The organism is Synechococcus sp. BA-120 BA3, from assembly GCF_034931285.1.
Taxonomy (GTDB): Bacteria; Cyanobacteriota; Cyanobacteriia; order PCC-6307; family Cyanobiaceae; genus Cyanobium.
Map to the genome: position 1 here is coordinate 1 of NZ_JAYGHZ010000151.1, position 1994 is coordinate 1994.

4 protein-coding genes and 1 tRNA gene are annotated in these 1994 nt (G+C 72.1%); 2 read left to right on the top strand and 3 right to left on the bottom strand.

Annotated features, from left to right (window positions below):
- The 3 genes from trpA to VB737_RS06740 all read right to left on the bottom strand — a co-directional run.
- Positions 1-747: tryptophan synthase subunit alpha (gene trpA, locus VB737_RS06730; RefSeq protein ID WP_500312163.1), on the bottom strand; the 747-nt coding region annotated here is incomplete at its 3' end.
- A gap of 63 nt (positions 748-810) precedes the next feature.
- Positions 811-1146 carry a DUF3007 family protein gene (locus VB737_RS06735; protein WP_254948923.1) on the bottom strand — a complete coding sequence of 112 codons (336 nt, stop codon included), beginning with the start codon at positions 1144-1146 and terminating at the stop codon, positions 811-813.
- A gap of 3 nt (positions 1147-1149) precedes the next feature.
- A complete protein-coding gene (locus tag VB737_RS06740) occupies positions 1150-1401 on the bottom strand; it encodes an NAD(P)H-quinone oxidoreductase subunit L (protein ID WP_500312164.1) in 252 nt (83 codons plus the stop codon).
- Between the two features lie 41 nt (positions 1402-1442).
- Between VB737_RS06740 and VB737_RS06745 the strand changes: the two genes are divergently transcribed.
- Together VB737_RS06745 and VB737_RS06750 are read left to right on the top strand one after the other, a co-directional pair.
- Positions 1443-1526: transfer RNA gene (locus VB737_RS06745), tRNA-Leu, on the top strand.
- A partial coding sequence (locus VB737_RS06750; RefSeq protein ID WP_500312165.1) for an aminotransferase class V-fold PLP-dependent enzyme occupies positions 1526-1994 on the top strand: 469 nt, incomplete at its 3' end. The genes VB737_RS06745 and VB737_RS06750, both read left to right, overlap by 1 nt.

Here is a 1994-nt window from a genome sequence, read left to right on the forward strand (position 1 = left end):
GACCAGGGCGCTGCCCACGATGGCGCCATCGGCGCCCCAGCGGCGCACCTGGAGGGCCTGCTCGCCGGTGGCGATGCCGAAGCCCACGGCCACCGGTGTGGGGCCCAGCTCCCGCAGCCGCCCCACCAGCGGACCCACCCGGTCCTCCAGGCTGGTGCGCACCCCCGTCACCCCGGTGACGCTCACCAGGTAGGTGAAGCCGCGGCTGGCGGCATGGATGCGGGCCATGCGCTCGGCCGGGGTGTTGGGCGCCACCAGCAGCACCAGATCCAGGCCATGGCCGGCGGCGATGGCGGAGAGCTTCTGGGCCTCCTCCAGCGGCAGGTCGGGCACCACCAGTCCGGCGGCACCGGCGGCGGCCGCCTCGCGGCAGAAGCTGTCCATGCCCCGGTTGAGCAGGGGGTTGCTGTAGGTGAACAGCACCACCGGCACGCTCAGCTGGCCCCGCAGGGAGGCCAGCATGTCCAGCACCCGGCCGGGCGTGGTGCCTGACGCCAGGGCCCGGCTGGCGGCGGCCTGAATCACCGGGCCGTCGGCCAGGGGATCGCTGTAGGGGATGCCCAGCTCGATCAGGTCGGCACCGGCCGCCTGCAGGGCCAGCAGGCTGGCGGCGGTGACCGAGAGATCGGGATCGCCCGCCATCAGGAAGGGCATCAGGGCGCAGCGGTCGGCGGCCCGCAGGGCGGTGAAGCGTTCCTGGATCAGGGTGGGGGCGGTGCTGGGGCCGGCGGTGGCGGCGACGCTCATCGGGCCGGAAGGCGGGACGGTGTTCCTGAGCCTATGGGGTCGTCCGTGGGCCGCCAGGGGCACTCACATCTCGGCATCGGCCTGCAGCTGCCCCACCTCGGCCAGCAGCTTCTCCTGCTCCTCAGGGCTGAGGGCCTCGAACTTGCGCTGCAGCTCGTCGTCGGTGATGGCGTCGTAGGCGGCGCGGTAGCGGCGCCGCTGCTCCATGTAGGTCATCTTGCCGCCCACCACCCGCAGCAGGTAGCTGGCGGTCCAGCCGAGCACCACCAGCATCAGCAGCGCCGAGGCGGCGATGCCGGGGGAGAAGCCCTCCAGGCCGCTGGAGCGGAACACCCAGTAACCACCCCCGCCGATGGCGAAGACCACCAGCCCCAGCAGAATCGCCTGTGCGCGGGTCACCGATCAGGCCTCGCCCTGGCCCGCCATGCGCAGGTTGAGGAAGGGGGCGAACAGGATCAGCCCCGGGAAGAACAGGAACACCATCCCGTAGATGGCGGTGCGTTCGATCTTGCCCATCACGTACCAGCGCTTGTGCATCCACCAATAGAGGGCCAGGGGCACCACCAGCAGGTAGGCGCCGGCCAGGGCCAGGTAGGCGCCGATCACCAGCAGGGTGTCGAGCGGCAGGCTGTTCAGGGGTCCGCTCAGGGCCACCGGGGATGTCGCGAAGTGGGGCGAATCTAGGATCCCCCCGCGGGGGCATGGCGAAATTGGTAGACGCAGCGGACTTAAAATCCGCAGGCCGCGAGGCTGTGGGGGTTCAAGTCCCCCTGCCCCCATGCCGTTTCTTCCGGTCCTGCTGGAACTGGTGGCATGGCCCATGCTGCAGGCCGCCGTGGTGCCCGAGCCCCGCGCCCCCCGGGTGCGGCTGCCCCAGCCCCCGGCGGGGAGCTACACGGTGCTGGTGGCGGACTGGGGCCACCACACCGCGATCGTGGTGCAGCAGCCCCCCGGCTGGCGGCTCGGGCCTCCCGGGGCTGAGGCCGCTCCGTTCCTGGAGGTCGGCTGGGGCGACCGGCGCTACTTCCACGGGGGAGAGCGCAGTCCCCAGACCCTGGTCGCCGCCCTGTTCCTGCCCACCGACTCGGTGCTGTTCCTCGCCGGCCATCCCGATCCGCCGCGGCTGGCGGCGGCCCTGGGGCCCGACACCCTGCTGCTGTCGGTGATGGCGGCGAACAACGAAATCGGCGTGCTGCAGCCCCTGGCCGCCATCGGCGCCCTCTGCCGCAAACACGGCGTGCTGTTCC